Source organism: Ileibacterium valens, from assembly GCF_001945525.1.
In the GTDB taxonomy this organism is placed as follows: Bacteria; Bacillota_I; Bacilli_A; order Erysipelotrichales; family Erysipelotrichaceae; genus Ileibacterium; species Ileibacterium valens.
Genome location: NZ_MPJW01000105.1, coordinates 1 through 17102 on the forward strand (window position 1 = coordinate 1; position 17102 = coordinate 17102).

14 protein-coding genes are annotated in these 17102 nt (G+C 40.7%); 11 read left to right on the forward strand and 3 right to left on the reverse strand.

Annotation, left to right across the window (positions count from 1 at the left end):
- Positions 1 to 303 precede the first annotated feature (303 nt).
- From BO222_RS04845 to BO222_RS04855, 3 genes are all read right to left on the reverse strand, one after another.
- Positions 304 to 1200 carry a putative manganese transporter gene (locus BO222_RS04845; protein ID WP_075818881.1) on the reverse strand — a complete coding sequence of 299 codons (897 nt, stop codon included), beginning with the start codon at positions 1198 to 1200 and terminating at the stop codon, positions 304 to 306.
- A 183-nt stretch (positions 1201 to 1383) separates the two neighbouring features.
- Entirely contained in the window at positions 1384 to 2001 is a 618-nt protein-coding gene (locus BO222_RS04850; RefSeq protein ID WP_075818883.1) for a GNAT family N-acetyltransferase, read from the reverse strand.
- A gap of 178 nt (positions 2002 to 2179) precedes the next feature.
- Positions 2180 to 3337 carry an AI-2E family transporter gene (locus BO222_RS04855; RefSeq protein WP_075818885.1) on the reverse strand — a complete coding sequence of 386 codons (1158 nt, stop codon included), beginning with the start codon at positions 3335 to 3337 and terminating at the stop codon, positions 2180 to 2182.
- A 475-nt stretch (positions 3338 to 3812) separates the two neighbouring features.
- Between BO222_RS04855 and BO222_RS04860 the strand changes: the two genes are divergently transcribed.
- The 11 genes from BO222_RS04860 (at position 3813) to BO222_RS04910 (ending at position 17046) form a co-directional block, all read left to right on the forward strand.
- A complete protein-coding gene (locus BO222_RS04860) occupies positions 3813 to 4607 on the forward strand; it encodes a TrmH family RNA methyltransferase (RefSeq protein WP_075818887.1) in 795 nt (264 codons plus the stop codon).
- A 108-nt stretch (positions 4608 to 4715) separates the two neighbouring features.
- Positions 4716 to 5591, forward strand: coding sequence for a DUF4438 domain-containing protein (locus tag BO222_RS04865; RefSeq protein WP_075818889.1), 876 nt, complete (start codon positions 4716 to 4718; stop codon positions 5589 to 5591).
- Positions 5592 to 5816: 225 nt separating this feature from the next.
- The gene (priA, locus tag BO222_RS04870) at positions 5817 to 7928 is read left to right on the forward strand and encodes a replication restart helicase PriA (RefSeq protein ID WP_158024557.1); all 2112 of its coding nucleotides are present in this window, start codon (positions 5817 to 5819) and stop codon (positions 7926 to 7928) included.
- A 2-nt stretch (positions 7929 to 7930) separates the two neighbouring features.
- A complete protein-coding gene (gene rsmB / locus BO222_RS04875; protein WP_075818893.1) occupies positions 7931 to 9151 on the forward strand; it encodes a 16S rRNA (cytosine(967)-C(5))-methyltransferase RsmB in 1221 nt (406 codons plus the stop codon).
- A gap of 280 nt (positions 9152 to 9431) precedes the next feature.
- Positions 9432 to 10526 (forward strand): 23S rRNA (adenine(2503)-C(2))-methyltransferase RlmN, encoded by a 1095-nt coding sequence (gene rlmN, locus BO222_RS04880; protein ID WP_075818950.1) that lies wholly within the window; start codon positions 9432 to 9434, stop codon positions 10524 to 10526.
- Positions 10523 to 11257 (forward strand): Stp1/IreP family PP2C-type Ser/Thr phosphatase, encoded by a 735-nt coding sequence (locus tag BO222_RS04885; RefSeq protein ID WP_075818895.1) that lies wholly within the window; start codon positions 10523 to 10525, stop codon positions 11255 to 11257. The genes rlmN and BO222_RS04885 overlap by 4 nt, the downstream gene beginning before the upstream one ends.
- The gene (gene pknB, locus BO222_RS13455; protein ID WP_075818897.1) at positions 11247 to 13064 is read left to right on the forward strand and encodes a Stk1 family PASTA domain-containing Ser/Thr kinase; all 1818 of its coding nucleotides are present in this window, start codon (positions 11247 to 11249) and stop codon (positions 13062 to 13064) included. Before BO222_RS04885 ends, pknB begins: the two co-directional genes overlap by 11 nt.
- 20 nt (positions 13065 to 13084) lie before the next feature.
- On the forward strand, positions 13085 to 13954 hold the full coding sequence (rsgA, locus tag BO222_RS04895; protein WP_075818899.1) for a ribosome small subunit-dependent GTPase A: 870 nt from the start codon (positions 13085 to 13087) through the stop codon (positions 13952 to 13954).
- 185 nt (positions 13955 to 14139) lie between these two features.
- Positions 14140 to 14796 carry a ribulose-phosphate 3-epimerase gene (gene rpe / locus BO222_RS04900; protein ID WP_075818901.1) on the forward strand — a complete coding sequence of 219 codons (657 nt, stop codon included), beginning with the start codon at positions 14140 to 14142 and terminating at the stop codon, positions 14794 to 14796.
- Positions 14797 to 14849: 53 nt separating this feature from the next.
- Positions 14850 to 15500 (forward strand): thiamine diphosphokinase, encoded by a 651-nt coding sequence (locus tag BO222_RS04905; RefSeq protein ID WP_075818903.1) that lies wholly within the window; start codon positions 14850 to 14852, stop codon positions 15498 to 15500.
- A 244-nt stretch (positions 15501 to 15744) separates the two neighbouring features.
- Positions 15745 to 17046, forward strand: a complete 1302-nt coding sequence (locus BO222_RS04910) for a hypothetical protein (protein ID WP_075818905.1) — start codon at positions 15745 to 15747, stop codon at positions 17044 to 17046.
- The last annotated feature ends 56 nt before the right edge of the window (positions 17047 to 17102 follow it).

Sequence of the window (17102 nt, forward strand, 5' to 3'; positions counted from 1 at the left end):
AAAAGTTCAAGCGCTTCAACCTCGCACTGGAAATAGCCTGTTTCCAAGATTAGAAATAATCCCGAAGCGATAACAGAACATTATCGCTGTTTTCAGTATGCCTTAATTTTGAAAAAGAGGCGATAAAGTGCGGAAAATCACTCAGTTTTTATCGTATTCGTGAGGCTTGAAGCCGAAAAATGGCTGATTCCAGATAAAAATTTCTGGTAGATTCTGAACACCACGATGAAGTGCGGAGCAATTCGCGCTTCTATCTGCTTAACTTAATGACATTGCTAAAGATACTGTTCTTTTGTAATCTATTTAGAGCGGCAACATGGTTTGAATTAAGCCAATTAGAGCACCAGCTGCAATTGAAACCATAAAAATGATTGCTATCGTTTTAAAGAAAATCTTTTTATTTGGACTATATTGGAAGAAAACCAATAAGCCCAGACCAGCATTTGTGCATAGACCTGCAAATAAAGCTGCAAAGGATAATGAACCGGAAGCAAACAGCTGGCATAATACGACTGTTGCGGCACAGTTTGGAATAAAACCAAACAGAGCGGCCAGAGGAATTTGCAGCCAGGAACCATGTAAAAGGATTGCAGAAAGATTTTCTTCACCAATTCCTTCAATCAAAAGGTTTAAAACTAGTGTTGTGATAAAGATAAAAAAGTAGATCTTCAGTGTCCGAATCGTTACGGACAGCCACATAGGGTATTGAGGATAGCAGCATGGGCACGAACTGACATCATTCTGATCCTCTTCGAAATCTTCTTCCTCTTCATCTTCAGGCAAATCATTGAACGAAATCACATGCTGGTGACGGACAAGAACTTTGTCTGTCAGATAGCCGGCTGCTGCAGCCAGTATGAACTTGAGAACGAGTAAAACCATCAAGGATGGGATCAGCTGCGGTTCGCTGATCAGGATTGGAATGGCTTCATCGCTGGTTGCGATAAAGACTGCGATCATCGTTCCAAGAGTGATATTTTTCTGAAGATAGAGCATGGCAGCCAGTACGGAAAATCCGCATTGGGGTAAAAGCCCGAGGGCTGCACCGAAAATCGGACCGAATTTTTGAAGATTCCAGAAAAGACCATCATCTTTTGAGGGCTTTCTTTCAAAATATTCGATCAGGCAATAAGCCAGAAAAAGGATCGGAATCATCGTCCAGGTATCTTCGATTGAGTGCTCGAATGCATGCTCAAACATATGTATAAATAATTCCATGACTCATTTATATCGGATAAGCGTGGCTTTAATCAAACCGAACACCTTATTGAAGGTCAAAGTTTTCATGCAAGCACTTATATTGAGTAACAGACCAAATAATTTAACAATTTATAAACCATTTGATTAAGACAAGTCTTTACTTTTTATAGAAAATAATGAACTCTAATCCAATTCTGATTTGCTGGCTGAGGAGACTTTCTGATAAGAGGGATCAGAGTGCTCTTTGGCTGTCCTAAAAGGCAGTTCTTGGTGGTCGAGCCATTCACTTCGAGTCAGGGCATAAACATAAGAAATTTTATTTTTCTTATTAGGAAATTCATTGATCTTTTTCATCCCAATCTTTTGAGCGGTTGAAGCGGACGCAAGATTTGTATACTTCACATACGAGTATAAAATCTCATAATCTGTATTTTGAAAGGCATAGTCTCTGACTGCTTTGGCTGCTTCGCTTCCATAACCTCTTTTCCAATAATTTTTATGAACGTGATAGCCAATTTCCGGCAGTAAATCTCCATTGATGTTTTGAATGGTGATTCCACAATCTCCGATCACCTGACCGGTTTCTTTCAGGACAACGCTCCATAATCCAAATCCGTAATTCCTATAATTTTGAATATTCCATTCAATCCAATCTTTAACTCGTTTTTTATCAAATGGCGCGGGATAATGTTTCATTGTTTCTGGATCAGAGAATATATTGAATAGTGCGCTAAAATCCTGTTGATTCATTTCTCTGAGCAATAATCTTTTTGTTTCAATCTGCATTTTCTTCACTTTCATTTAAATTCTCTCATAAACAGTGCTTATCAGGACTCGATCTAAACTTCGTATAAAAACAAGATAAAATGAAAAAAGGTCCTGTTCGATTTTCATTTCAAACAGGACCTGAATAATATCACTCTTATCTTAATGCTTTTGTTGCTGGGAAAGTTTTCAATCAGAATGAATCAGTCAGACTTTAGCGAATGACCGTTGAATTCTTAGGTATTTTGATCCCCTGATTCTTTAATTGATGCTGCATTAAATCCTGGATTCCTTCATAAATCAAAGCAAATACTGGAACTCCCAAAAGCATACCCGCAATTCCAAACAGCGATCCGCCAATCGAAACGGAAAACAGAATCCAGAATCCCGAAATACCCATTTTATCGCCAAGAATAATCGGTTTAATCACATTGCCATCCACCTGTTGAAGAATCAGGATAAATAATGCAAATTCCAGACAATAAACAGGATTAACAATAAATAAAATGATGCCGACTGGAATAGCTCCTAAAAATGGACCGAACACGGGAATAATGTTGGTCACTCCAACAATAAAGGCGATCATAGGAGCATATGGAATCTTCAGCAGAAGCATTCCGATCCAGCAGACAATTCCAACAATCAATGAATCAAGTAAATTGCCGATGATGTATTGCTGGAAGACATTTTTGACGTCCATGCAGTACAAAGAGATGTAATTGGCTCTTTCTTTTCCAAAGACCGAATAAATCAGTTCCTTACCCATCCTCAATAAGTTTTCCTTATCAAGAAGCATATAGAAAGCTGCAGCCAATGCGATGACTGTATTGGTCACGAAATGAATCATGTCAAATGAATAGGACATCACATGAGAAGAAAGGTTCTGCATCAGATCTGTGATTGCTTTTGGAATATTTAAGGAGTTGAAGGCATCAAAGATTCCAGTGATATCCAGATTCATGCTCTCAGAAACCCCAAGAAGCAACTGCTCAATTCTCTCTGTATAACCGGTAATATTTTCAAGGAATCCACGGATTGAATCGATCAGGGATGGAACAATTACCCAGAATGAGAAAATGATGAACAGAAAAGTTAAAACAAATACGATTGCTGCTGAAAGAACTCGCTTTGTTGAATCTTTCATGTTCAATGGGTAAAGCCGGTTTTCAAACCAGACGACCGGTCCATTCAATACGAAGGCTATTCCAAACCCTAAAATAAACGGCGAAAGAACCGAAGTGGTTTTTCCAATAAAGGTGGAAATATCATTCAGTCTGGACAATAGAAGGAAAAACAATATGGCAATAATCAGTGAAGCTGAGTTAATGAAGATCTTGCGGTGGATCTCATTTCTCATATCAAAAAGTTTCATAAACACCTGCCTTAAAAATCATCAGATGTAAAACTGAAACGGGGGTAATTCATGGTTAACAGGCATTGATCTGAATTCGGGAGTCATATCCTACAGTGATTTACCGACGAAGACCTCTTGTCGTATTCAGTTCGTTTATACCGGATTTCCAATTTTACATCTTCAATCGATAACAGTGTACCAAATCGAGAATTATTTCGTTTGGAACGTAAGAAAAAGAAACGATTTTTTCCATTACTGATTCCCTGTAAAACAATCTGCAGCTCTTGTTTCAAAGACATTTTTCCGGCTTATTTTGATTCGACATTCCAGGTAAGCAGACTTTATCATTTTGGCCGAGTTTCAGGCAGCATTTGATGACACCAAAGGTTTAATCCCAGTTTGGCAATTACTTGACAAGCCAGGTTCTGGAAATTGACAATAATACTAATCGGTTGAATTTCGAGTGATTCAACAGGAAGGAAGAGTTTGACCAATGGACGAAAAAAAAGCTTCATTAAGCATTCGAAAACCAAATAAAGAAGATTTTTCTGATTCGGATACTGTAATTTATACTGGAGGTATTTCCTGCAAGGCTGTGCTTGAAAACAGGCCTCAGGACTGCAGAATCCTTTATGTCAATCAGGATAAACGCAGTAAGGACTTTGCGTATATCATTTCGCTGGCTAAAAGAAATCATGTACAGGTAACTCTGCTTGGAGCCAGAGTAATTCAGGAACAGTTTCCAAATTGCGGAGGGATTGCATTGATTGCTCTTCCTAGAAAACTGAAAAAACTGAATCTTCAATCAAAAGCCTATGGATTGATTATTTACCTTTCTGGCCTAGAAGATCCGTATAATTTAGGAAGCAGCATTCGTTCATTATATGCAGCAGGCTGCAGTCAGGTTATTTTAAATGAAAGAGATTGGAGCTGGTCGAATCCAGTGATTCTTAAAGCTTCTGCTGGCGCCTGGGAGAAAATGAATCTGTCCATAATTGCGAATGAAGATGAGCTGATAGAATTTAAGAAATTAAGTCAGATTCCAATGTTTTGCGCCAGCCGTAAAGATCCTGTTTCATTGTTTGATTATTCCTTTGAGCCAACAGTTCTTGGAATTATAGGCGGGGCCTTGCGCGGAATATCGCCAAAACTTGAAAATGCCTGTGATCATCGGATCTGTATCCCGTATGGAAACGACTTCAGAAATGCTCTGGATACACCAAGTGCGGCTGCAGTTTTTGCTTTTTCATGGCTCAGAGATAATCCGGATTTTGTCAAATTGAATTGAGAATGGTTTATGTATTCAAACCAAATAAGTCTTACAGCAATGTAAAGCGGATCTACGGAATATGAAACAAGACAAAAATAAGAATATGAAAAGAAAGAGGGAATCAGTATGACATTAACCATGAATAAGGATAAACTTGTTCGACAGTCCTTAAATGCCAAAGTCGATCATCCAAAAATCAAGGGATACCGAGGAAGTTTTGATGGAAAAGCCAGAATTTGTGTTTCGACAGGTGGGGTTACCTATACTCATCAGATTGGTGACAACTGTATGGATCTGGCTGGCGACCATATTGAACCTGGTGTATCCATGGCTGCTTCAGATTCAGGAGAAAATGGAGCCGTTCAGTTTCTTTCCTGTGTGGGTAATGAAGTGGAATGCCTAAGCGGACCTGCAGCTGGTGCTAAAGGATTTGTGACTGGAACGCACGGTGGTGTGGATCATACCATGGCCTATTTTGATAAGGAAGATTTAGAAAAAATGAAAGGTAACGAAACTTTCTTTATTCAGGGATTTGGGCAGGGTTTAAAAGTGGAAGAGTGTCCCGAAGTCTTCTTTATGAATCTTGATCCAGATCTGCTTGAAGCAATGGAACTTACCTTGGATGAAATGGGAAATTTACTCTTTCCTGTGACTCATATCATTCCAGCGGCATTAATGGGCAGCGGACTGGGCGCTTCGACAATCATGATGGGGGATTATGACATCATGACGCAGGATAAAGAGATCAACGAACAACTTGGATTAAATGGTCTGCGGTTTGGAGATATCATTGCGATTGAAGATCATGACTGTGAGTATGGACCACATTTAAAAAAAGGAGCCATGAGTATTGGTGTGATCGTCCATTCTGATTCATTTTCTTCAGGTCATGGACCAGGAGTAACTGTAATTGCGACAAGTAAGAATGGAAAAATTACTCCCGTGATAACAGATCAGGCAAATCTGAAAAACTACTTTCCCAATATAAAAAGAGATTATTAATCAGGAAAAGAATGCTTCATCCATTGAAGGGACTGGTCAGTTTTTTCTTGTTCCTGAGATAATGTGAATCTTTGGACTGAACTCAACGAATCATTTCGTATTCAATAGGATACGATTCAATAAGAAAAAAAGCTGTTTTCGGCAAGGAAGCAGCTTTTTTTCATTTTGTTATAATTGGGGTATATGTCCTATGTCCAAGTTATGATTGAACACGAGGTCCTGTCATTGAACAGGCCTTTTACTTATTTCTGTTCATTTCCAATTCAAAAGGGATGCCGAATCCGCGTTCCGTTTTCTCATCGAATCTTAATGGGGCTTGTCATTGAAGTTTCAGAGACCAAACCAGAAACCAGTTATGAAATACTTGATGCCATAGAAGCTGTTGATGAACATCCATTATTAAATGGAGAGCTTTTTGACCTGGCTTCTGAGCTTTCAAAAGACAGCGTTTCTTCTTTAATGTCCGTATTCAAGACAATGCTGCCTGCTGCCTACAAACCAGCCAGCAAAGCGGGTGGCGAAGTGTTTGAAACCTGGCTGATCAAGGATCCGATTCCTGAAGATGAGCTGCAGCGATTGAAACTGACTAAAAAACAAAAGGAAATCTATGAGGCTCTTCCTTTGGAAATTATCCGCTCCAAAGCTCGCAAAGAGTTTTCAGCCAGTATTATCAAGACTCTTGAGGCAAAGGGGCTTCTTCGGCTTGAAAGCAAGCTGAAGACTTATCAGCTTGTTCATCAAAAAAAATTGAAGCAGCCTCCTGAGCTGACTGAATCGCAGCGTATGGCTTTATTTGCCATTGAGCATGGGGATCATCGCCCGTTTTTATTGCATGGGGTAACAGGAAGTGGCAAAACGGAAATCTTCTTTCGCCTGGCCCAGAAAGCGCTCGAACAAAAAAAGAGTGTTCTGCTCCTGGTCCCGGAAATTTCACTGACTCCAATGATGATTGAAAGAGTCTGCAGCCGTTTTGATGTTCCCGTCCTGGTTTTTCATTCCCGGCTAACCAAAGCAGAAATGGCTTCTGAATATCAGAAGGCTTTGCTGATGGATTATGGGATCGTAATTGGAACCCGCAAGGCGGTGTTTACTCCATTTAAGAATTTAGGTCTCATCATCATGGATGAAGAGCATGATTCAAGCTATAAACAGGACAATACACCAAAATATCATACAAGAGATGCTGCGATCTTTCGCGCCAACTATTGGCACTGTCCATTGATCCTGGCCAGTGCGACACCGTCTTTGGACTCCTATGCCAGAGCCGCTCGGGGAATTTATCAGCTGGTGGAAATGGAACGAAGAATCAGCAATACCGTTTCTGCGATTCATTTAATCGATATGAAAAGCGAAAGAAACATTGGCGGAATCAGTGTTCCTTTAATCCAACAGATTCAAAAAAGGCTCGAACGAAAGGAAAAGACAATTCTGCTTCTGAACCGCCGCGGATTTATTCCAGTGATGAAGTGCGCTTCCTGTCAGGAAGTGCTGCTTTGTGAAGATTGTGGAATTCCTCTTTCCTATCATAAAAAAGAACAGGCTTTAGTCTGCCATGTCTGCGGCAGGCATTATCCGGTTCCTGAAGTCTGCCCGAATTGTCATAAGCGAAACTGGTCAGTGGTTGGTTTGGGAACGGAGCGGCTTGAAGAAAATGTTCGGGATCTGTTTCCTCAGGCGAAGATCGTTCGAATGGATGCCGATTCAACAAGAACAAAGAACGCCCATGAAATTCTGCTCAATGATTTTGAAGCGGATGGAGACATCCTGATTGGAACGCAGATGGTCGCAAAAGGCCTTGATTTTGAAAAGGTAACTCTTGTAGGAGTCCTGCAGGCGGATGCCGCTTTAGTCAGAGCTGACTATCGAGCCGCTGAAACGACTTATCAGATGCTCGAACAGGCCAGCGGCAGAGCCGGACGGGGAAGATATCCAGGAGAAGTTTATATCCAATCCTACAATCCGGAACATTATGTCATGCAGTCGATTGTTCATCATAACTATCTGGCTTTCTTTAAGCGGGAGATGAATTATCGGCACCTTGGAACTTATCCGCCATATATTTATATGGCCAGCCTGGTTTTCATCCATGAAGATCCGACTTTAGCCTATTCGATGGCTGATCAATGGGTAAAAACTCTCCGTGAGCAGGGTGTTAATGTTTTTGGACCGCTCGAATTGAGCATGCGTCAAAAAAAGAGCCGTATCAGAATTCTGATTAAAGATAAGTCGATTGAAAATTTAAGAAATACCTGCTGGCAAGTGGCGAAGAAACATCACGAAAAGAGTCGGCAGGTCAAACTGGAGATCAATGTGAATCCAATGATGCTGGAGGAATAATCATGAGAGAATGGCTGTGGAATGCATTATGTGAAGTGGTTCTTCATCAGACGTATTCGAATCTGTATCTTAAAAATCATCTGCAGGAATTGCCGGAAAAAGATCGAGCCTTAGCCAGCCGAATCTTTTATGGAACTCTGCAGAATTATGTCTATTGCAAAGCAGCCTGGCAGCGCTTTGCAAAAACGAAAGTTTCAGGAAAACTTCAGGTTTTACTGACCTTTTCAACCTATCAGCTGCTGTTTCTGGATAAAGTTCCAGAATATGCAGTCATCAATGATGCGGTGGATCTGGTAAAAAAGAATTCATCAAAACAGGCATCATTTATTAATGCCATTCTTCGCAAAGTTACCAGGGAATACTTTGATCTTCCTGAAGATGAAATAAAGGCTCTGGCTCTGGAAACTTCGCTTCCAGAATGGCTTGTAAAAATGTGGAAAGCGCAGTATTCCATGGAAGAGGCAAAAGCTTTTGCTGAAGCTACTCTTGATACGCTTCCTGTCTATGCAGCCATTAACCCAACCAATCAGACAGCCGCATCAAGAAAAGAAATTGAATCCTGGCAAAAAGTACAGGATGGATTATATGTTTATCCTAAAACTTCAGTAGCCAATGATCCGCTTTACAGGGAAGGCCGGATTTCCATTCTGGATCCTGGCAGCTATGCTATCGCTCTTTATGGAAATCCAAGTGAAAATGAAAAGGTTCTAGATCTTTGCGCAGCGCCTGGCAGCAAGACGATGATCATGGCGGAACAGATGAACAATTTAGGTCATATCGATGCCTATGATCTGCATGAACATCGTGCCAGACTGATTGAGCAGGATATGAACCGTCTGCATTTATCCAATATCAGCGCGAAGGCTGCTGATTCAACAATGATTGAACCCACAAAGGATTATGATCTTGTCTTGTGTGATGTTCCATGTACAGGTTATGGCGTTCTGGCAAGAAAACCAGATATGAAATTAAGGCTGAATCCTGAAGATATGGATCAGTTGATTCCGCTTCAGGCTAAACTGCTTGAAAAGGGATCAGAAGCTGTGAAGACTGGAGGAAGACTTGTTTATTCCACTTGTACATTGAATAAAAAAGAAAACGAAAAGCAGGTCGAAAAATTCCTTAAGAATCATCCGGATTTTGAACTGGATGAACAGCAGACGCTTTATCCCGATGGAAATCACGACGGATTTTATATGGCCAGAATGATTCGTAAAAAATAATTAACAAATTTATTCACATAATTTATATTTTAACAAACATAAATAATGAGCCTTAAACCAAATTAGTGAGGTTTGAGCACAATAATCACCGAAATCGATATTATTATTTAATTACAATTTAATTAAATATGATATTTATGTATTTAAAATTTACTGTGATTTAATTCAACATTGATACTAGACAAAGGATGGATTAAGTATGGATAAAGAGAACGAGAACCTTCAGAAAGAAGTTCAGGAAATTCAGAATATTTATGAACAGATTGACGTTTCGCCTGAAATGGAAAAGAATCCTGTTTCTCTTCTTGAACACCCAGAACAAAGTCTGAGAAAAAAAAGCATCTATGATATGACTTATGAACAGATGGAAGACTGGGCTGTATCAAAAGGATGGAAAAAATTCAGAATTCAGCAGATTTATAACTGGCTCTACAAAAGCCGGGTAGACTCCTTTGAAGAAATGACCAATCTTTCCAAGGAAACCAGAAAAGCTTTAAGTGAAGAGTTTGAATTTACTCCCCTTGAGCTCGTTCGTCAGCAGATCGCCAAAGATGGGACCCGTAAATTTCTTTTTCGTACGGAAGATGGGGCGCTGCTTGAAAGCGTGATGATGGTTTTTGATTATGGAAATTCTGTCTGTGTTTCTTCACAGGTTGGATGCAATATGGGCTGTGCTTTCTGTGCATCGGGGCTGACCAAGAAAAGCCGGAATCTGAAAGCCTCAGAAATGGTCGCTCAGGTCATGGCCATCCAGAAGGAACTTGATCGATCCAATGAGAGAGTTTCACATATTGTCGTCATGGGTACTGGAGAACCCTTTGATAACTATGAAAATGTGATGAATTTTCTAAAAACTGTAAATCACGACCGCGGTTTAGCTATCGGAAGCAGACATATCACCATTTCGACTTGTGGAGTCGTTCCAAAGATTTATGAATTTGCGGATGGACATTATCAATACAATCTTGCCGTTTCCCTTCATGCACCAAACAACAGGCTTCGGGATTCATTGATGCCAATTAATAAAGCCTATCCGCTCGAAGAACTGATGAAAGCCATTGACTATTACACAAAAGAAAACAATCGACGCTTAACTTTTGAATATATTCTGTTAAACGGCGTGAATAATTCGGTTGAGGATGCAAAAGAACTGGCCAGACTATTAAGACCCTATAACTGTTATGTTAACTTAATTCCATATAATTCAGTGGATGAACATGGGTTCAGACCAGTCAATCGGGAAGAAGCCATGAAGTTTTATGATGTGCTCAAGAAAGAAAAAATCGCAGTCACGATCCGCAAGGAACATGGTTCAGATATTGATGCGGCCTGTGGTCAGCTGCGGATTAAGGAAATCAGAAAGGGAAGGAAATGAAATCATTTGGTTTAAGTGACATCGGGTTAAGCCGTCAGGTCAACGAAGACAGCTTCCTGATAACTGAAAATCCAAACGGGGATCTGCTTGTTGCCGTATGTGACGGAATTGGCGGTTCTGCTGCCGGAGAAGTAGCCAGTAATTTGGCAGTAACTCTGCTTGGAGATCAATTTCAGGAAGCTGAGCCTTTTAAAAAAGATTATGAAGTGGATGAATGGTTACGATTGGCTCTCAACCGGGCCAATGATCAGATCTTTGCCAAAAGTATGTGGTCAAAGAAAAACCGTGGTATGGGAACAACGGCGGTTGGAGCTGTGATTACCTCGATTGGTACCTACATCTTTAATGTAGGGGATTCAAGACTGTACGCTTTATATGAAGATGGGCTGATTCAGATGTCTGAAGATCATTCGGTCATTCAATCATTGATTAATCAGCAGAAAATCACTCCGGAAGAAGCAATTCACCATAAAAAAAGGAATACTCTGACCAATGCGCTTGGCGTGTGGCGGGTATTTCGAATTGATGTCAATAAAATAAAATCCGATTATCGGATGCTGCTGATCTGTTCTGATGGGCTTTCAGGCTATGTCGAAGATGGTAAGATCGAATCGATTCTGTCCTTGAAGGCTCCACTGGAAGAAAAAACGCAGATTCTGATTGATTTAGCCAATAAAGCAGGGGGTCACGACAACTGTACCGTGATTCTGGTGGACCGCAATGACGGATAAGACACTTCATACCATAGCTTCGCGCTACACGATTCTTAATTTAATCGGGCAGGGCGGTATGGCAGATGTCTATCTGGCTCATGATGAAATTCTGAATCGTGAAGTTGCGATTAAAGTTTTAAGGCCTAAGCTCTCAGAAGATCCAATGACTCTGGTTCGTTTTACCAGAGAAGCTTCAGCTGCAAGCCGCCTTTCGCATCCGAATGTAGTAGATATTTATGATGTCGGTGAAAGTGATGGCCTTCATTATATTGTGATGGAATATATTCGCGGTCAGACACTCAAGCAGCTGATCGTCAGAAGAGGAGCTCTGGATTACAGGGAAGCTTTATCAATGATGAAACAGCTGATTTCAGCCGTGGTTTCAGCCCACCATCATCAGATTATTCACCGCGACATCAAACCACAGAATATTCTGGTTAAATCTGATGGAACGCTCAAAATTACCGACTTTGGGATTGCCATCGCCAATGGTTCAGTCTCCTTAACCCATAATAATGCCGTTATGGGTTCAGCTCATTATCTATCTCCGGAATCCGCTCAAGGGATGATGCCGGATGAAAAGGTTGATATTTATTCTATGGGAATAGTCTTTTATGAACTTCTGACGGGTCAGGTTCCTTTTCGAGGAAATAATCCGGCTGAAATCACCTTAAAGCATATGACAGAACCTCTTCCAAGTCTTCGCCGGTTTAATCCCCAGATCCCTCAGAGCATTGAAAACATCGTAATCCGCGCCAGTGCCAAGGATCCTGCCGAACGCTACCAGAGTGCAGCGGCAATGCAGGAAGACCTTGAACACTGTCTCGATTTTGGAAGAAAGAATGAAAAACCACTGGTATTAAAAACTCAAAGATTGAATGCTCTGCCTTCGGCTAAAAAAGATGATGGAATAACGACGTCCAAAAAGACTGTTGCCGCCAAAACCTCTGCATCAACCCAGAGAAATCTGACTTCAAGACAGAGCGCCGCAATCAGTTCTTCAAAAAGAAACAATCTCAGAGACAATCTGACAGATTATAAAGGATCACGAATCAATCAATCGTCTTCACAAAGAATCATTCCAAAACCACAGCCCAAAAAGAAGTCTGGACTGGCAAGAGCCATGATTTTTGGATGCGCTGGAGCTGTTCTGGCCTGTGTGATCTGCATCACTCTGGTCGGAACAGGAGTTATTAAGATTTCAGGTATTATGGGTTATGAGACCTTTCCGGATCTGGCCGATACTTCGATAGAACAGGCATCAAAGATTTTAGCTGATGCTGGTTTTGATACGGACAAGGTTCTGATCGAAAAGGAAGTTTCTGATTCCATTGATCCTGGACGGGTTATTGAATCGGACATAAAAGCCGGCCAGGTGATTTCAACGAAGGATCCCATCACTCTGATTGTATCCAAAGGGCCTTCCTATCTAATCTCAGACTACACAGGTCAGTATATGCAGGATGTAGTGAATAAATTTCATGAGGACGGAGTTGAACTCGATATCGAGGTGGAATATCAGGGGGCGGCCAATACCTTGCCCGGGATCATTCTTTCCCAAAAGGAACTCAATCCAGGAGATCGAATCGATCCAACTGGCAATCAGAAAATAATTTTCACGGTTTCTCAGTATCCAACCATCGTGATTCCATCAGAATTGATCGGTATGGGAAGCCAGGAAGCCAAGGATTTTTTAAATGATCGAGGAATTGCTGCTGTGATTCGTCCTTCGTCAGGAAGTGGTCAGGTAACTTACACTGATCCTCCAGTAGGAACGGAATACACTCAGGAAGGAACCGACAGTGTGGTGATTCTCTATGATTAAATCAGGAAAGCGATCCAAGTATGCCTAAAGCAAGAATTATAAAAATTATCTCCAATCAGTACACGATTCAGGATGATCAGAGAATTTCAGTCGCTGCAGTCCGCGGCAAGCAGAGATTGAAATTTAAACCGGCAGTGGGAGACCTGGTGGAATATGAAGATAAAGATGATCAGACGATCATCTTGAATGTTTTACCCAGAATGAATCATCTGCTGCGGCCGTTTGTAGCGAATGTTGATCAGGCCTTGATCGTTACGAGTATGAAGGATCCTGATTATTCTGAGCATCTGCTCAATCGATTAATTTTTCTTTCCTTATTAGCCAATATCCGTCCAAGAATTGTCGTGACCAAGTCGGATATGATGGATGAAGAAAGCCGTAAAAAGATTGAGGAAGATCTTAGGTGGTATGAAAAAGCAGGATACGATGTTTTCTATTCTCATCCGGGCAGCGATGATGAATTACTCGAAGAAATTCTCAAGGATAAGGTCAGCGTTCTTTGCGGACAATCCGGAGCTGGCAAATCATCTTTGCTCAATCGCCTGGATCCAAATTTTCATCTGCGGACTCAGGAAATTTCTAAAGCACTCGGACGCGGAAGACATACGACAAGACATTGTGAACTGCATCCAGTGGCTGGTGGTTTAGTGGCGGATACACCTGGTTTTTCTTCTCTTGATTTTACGCGGCTTGATGTCAGTGATCTTGACAGTCGAATTCCTGATTTTGAACAATATATTGGTGAATGCCGTTTTGCCGACTGCCGACATCTTAAGGAACCAGGCTGTGCGGTGAAAGAAGCTTTACAGGAAGGCAGAATTAACCCTTCGATCTATGAAGATTATTATCAGATTCTGACTGAAGCCGATCTGAAGAAAAAACAGTACTGATATCTGAAAATCAACTCATTGTCTTAATCAACAGAAAGCCAATAAGCAGTATTCTGATCTGCATTCCTGAAAAATTCATAGTATGCTGATCAGATGCAGCTTGTAAATTCTGTCAGTCAATCAGAATAGAAAATTTACAGTTTTCGATATATAGGAATAACCTGAAAGAAAAAGAGGAAATTAAAATGGATGATCTCATTATTGCTCCAAGTGTTCTGTCCCTGGATTATTCAAATCTTCAATCTCAGCTCGATGAAGTCAAAAAGTCGGGAGCCCAGTGGCTGCACTTTGATGTCATGGATGGACACTTTGTTCCTAACCTGACCTTTGGACCAGATCTTCTTAAAGGAATCAAAAAAGCCAGTCCGCTTTATCTTGATGTTCATCTGATGGTCAACGATCCAGTCTTCTTCTCGGATATTTTCGCAAACGCTGGAGCGGACCTGATCACCTTCCATTGTGAAGCTCTGGGAAATGATATGAAGAAGGTTTCGGATTTGCTCGATCATATTCACAAATGTGGAATTAAGGCTGGAGTAGTTGTAAAGCCTAAAACACCTGTACAGATTCTGGAACCGGTATTGGATAAAATGGATCTGGTCCTGGTGATGAGTGTAGAGCCTGGATTTGGAGGACAGTCCTTTATGCCGGATATGCTGCCCAAGCTTTCCTGGCTGAAAGATTACAGAGAGAATCACCATCTTGGCTATCGAATTGAAATTGATGGTGGAATCAATGATCAGACGGCTAAACTGGCCAGGGAAGCTGGTGCAGATGTTCTGGTCGCAGGAAGTTATGTCTTTAAAAACGATATCTGCGATGCCGTTGATTCATTACGATGACAGAATTAGTTCAAAACGGCTCTTTGTGTCCTGTGCAGGAAGAAGTAAAATCCATGGATTTAAGTAGAACCCGAACTGCCAGATTACAGAGCACTGGAAAGACTCTGTATCTGATTACTCCGCACGCCAGGAATTTTCCCATCGATGATCAGGCAGACTATATTGGAATTGATTCAGGCGTCTATCGAATCATGGAAGCAGGTCTGCCAGTCCTAAGAGCACTTGGAGACTTTGATTCCCTTGAAGAAGGCGAAACGATTCCAGAGGAAAGCATTTTGTATCCTGTCAGAAAAGATTATTCCGATTCTGAACTGGCTATGAAGCTGGCTATGGAATTTGATTCAATTCATCCATATGAATCCATTATTTTATGGGGTGGTATTTCTGGAAGACTCGATCATACCTATGCCAATCTTCGGCTGATCAGTTATCGGTTTAATAAAATCATTCTCGAAGATGAAATGCAGAAAGCCTGGATCCTGAATGAAGGAGTTCATGAAATTCCATCCAATGCAGATCACATTTCTTTTTTCTCAATCGGAGAATCAACGATTTCATTGGAAAATTTTCAATATCCGTTAGATCATCATTTTTTAAGTGAATCATCAGTTCTTACTCTTTCCAACCATTTCTTAAATGAAAGAGCAGGTATTGTTACAATCGATTCAGGGCGGCTTCTATGTATTCAAAGCCGATTTACATGATGGTCAATGGCTGTATAAATAATGAAGATTGGTATGAATAATAAACACGAGAAGTCAAAAAAACGTCAAAATCAATCTGGACTTTTTGCAGAAATAATAAACATTTAAATATAATGACTGAATCCTGCATCGAAATAAATTGAAGCGGATTTTTATTCGATGCAGGTTTTTTTGTTTTTGATATCTGGATACCGGTAAAGATTTCTTGAAATAGTCCATAAACAGATAAAGAAAGGAGATATGAATGCGCCAGAAAAAACTCGACAGAATCTTTCGCATCATTTTAATTATTATCTTATTCATCGTCGGATTTCTTTGTGTATTCGATCCGCGAATCGTCTGGGATTTCTTCATGGATGCGGCTTTGATCTTTTCTTTATTCAATGGATTCAGACTGGTCATTAAAGGATTTTCCAGACATTCCATTCGACATTTTTTACTTGCGGTACTGGCTTTTGCCTTTGCGAGTGTCCTGATGTTTTCATCGATGATTCCAGAGTGGGTCATTCGAGTTTCATTTGGAACCTATTCGATGCTGATGGGGATCTCGATGCTTATTCAGCAGGGAATTTATATCTATGAAAGTGTGCGCAGACCATTGTTAAACTGGATGTTTTCAGCTGCATATATCATGATTGGTTTTTTGCTGTTATTCACGCCGAGAATTTCAAAAGAATTTTTGATTCGGCTGTTCGGGTGCTACTTCATACTTCTGGCTATTCGTTACGTTTCCGATATCCAGAATCTGACCAATCCAAACTACACCTGGAAAAGAACATTTCATATTTCATTACCGACGGTTTTTGCCGCATTGATCCCTGACTGGACTCTGCAAAAAATCAATAACCATTTCAAGGAAGGGATGGATGTTGAAACCTATCCTTTAAAAAGCGATAAAGAGCCAATCCTGAAAGCCATGGTTCATATTGGACCGGAAGGGTTTCAGAAAGTCGGCCATTTCTCCTTTGCCTATAAGGATATTGTATTTTCTTATGGTAACTATGATCATGATTCGGATCGTTTAGGAGGACTGTTGGGTGATGGAGTATACTTCAATGTTCCGCTCTGCCTGTACCTGCCAAATATTATTCAATATGAGCACAATACAATCTTTGAGTATGGCATCCAGATTACCGAAGAACAGGAAAAGCAGATGGATCATCTGATTCAGAATTTACGCGATTCCTCCTACAGGTGGTATACCCGAATCGAAAGAGAAGATGGATATCTTCATTTTCGGGATTATGAGTCCGATTATGGATGCCGGCTGCATTATCGAACAGGAGCCAAATTTTATAAGATTCGAAAAGGACGTTTTAAAACCTATTGGGTTCTTGGAGAAAACTGTGTCGTATTTGCTGATCTGATGTTGGGAATGATTGGAGCGGATATCCTAAGCATGAGAGGTGTGATCACTCCTGGAACCTATTTTGATTACTTACAGGAAGAATACGAAAAGGAAAATTCACCGGTTGTCTCCTGCGTGATTCATCCATACCGTCCATTGGATTCGCAGGATCCGCTCTATAAGCCTGATCACGATTAAAAAACCGATAGACATGGTTCGGACACAGACAACGTATGAATACTGAGTTTACAGCC